Genomic DNA, 1,062 nt, shown 5'->3' with positions numbered 1-1,062 from the left:
CTAGGTGTGTTGTCCGGACAGGTTGGTGACGCGGCTGGCGGGTGTTTGGCCTGCGATCCCGGTGTGGGGTCGGTGGTAGTTGTACCAGTGGATCCAGTCGGTGAACGCGGCCTGGCGTTCGGCGTCTGAGGTGTAGGGCCGTTGGTAGGCCCATTCGTCGAGCAGGGTCCGGTGGAAGCGTTCGACCTTGCCGTTGGTCTGCGGGCGCCAGGGCCTGGTCCAGCGTGGGCTGATGCCCAGGTCACGGCAGGTCTGGCGCCAGGTGTTCTTGCTGTAGGCCCAGGCGTTGTCGGTCAGGACCCGTTCGACGGTGATGCCCAGGGATGCGAACCAGGCGGTCGCCCGGGCGAGGAAGGCCGCGCAGGTCGGGGCGGTCTCGTCGGGCAGGTCTTCGGTGTAGGCGAGGCGGGTGTGGTCGTCGAGGGCGGTGTGGAGGTAGGCCCAGCCGGTGCCGGTCTTGTTGCGGCGTCCTTCGGCTCTGCCGAGGGCCTGGTGGCCGCCGCCGTCGGGGATCCGGCCGAGTTTCTTGACGTCGATGTGGACCAGCTCGCCCGGGCGGGCGCGTTCGTACCGGCGGACGGGTTCGCCGGTGGCCCGGTCGAGTGCGGCCAGCGGCGGTAGTCCGTGGCGGGTCAGGATGCGGTGGGCTGTCGAGGGTGCGATGCCGCATCGGGCGGCCAGCCGCAGTGGGCCGATCCGGTGTTCGCGCCGCAGCCGCAGCACGTGTTCCTCCACGGCAGCCGGCGTCCTGGCGGGCTGGTGGCGGGGCCGGCTGGAGCGGTCACGCATTCCGGCGATGCCGAGTTGTCGGTAGCGGGTGGCCCAGCGAGCGGCGGTGGTGTGGCTGACCTGGAAGCGTTCCGCGGCCCGCCGCACGGGCCAGCCGTCGTCCACGACACAGCGGGCCAGTCGAAGTCGCCCGGTCTCGGTCAGCGGGGCATTACGGTGGACCACGAGGGCCTCCTCGGATCGATGTAGATGTCGCAATCCACACCGAACCCGGAGGCCCTCACCCATTTCAAGAACCCAGCACGCGTGTCACCAACGTCCCAGGACAACACA

The 1,062-nt window shown here is 70.0% G+C and carries 1 protein-coding gene; it reads right to left on the bottom strand.

Annotation, left to right across the window (positions count from 1 at the left end; translation table 11 throughout):
* Window positions 1–954 carry an IS481 family transposase gene (locus ACFV0Q_RS41975; protein ID WP_385013391.1) on the bottom strand — a complete coding sequence of 318 codons (954 nt, stop codon included), beginning with the start codon at window positions 952–954 and terminating at the stop codon, window positions 1–3.
* Between the last annotated feature and the right edge of the window lie 108 nt (window positions 955–1,062).

It is taken from the genome of Streptomyces sp. NPDC059564 (assembly GCF_042735575.1).
Taxonomy (GTDB): Bacteria; Actinomycetota; Actinomycetes; order Streptomycetales; family Streptomycetaceae; genus Streptomyces.
Note: the sequence above shows the minus strand (reverse complement) of the source record. Positions and strands in the feature narration are given on the sequence as shown.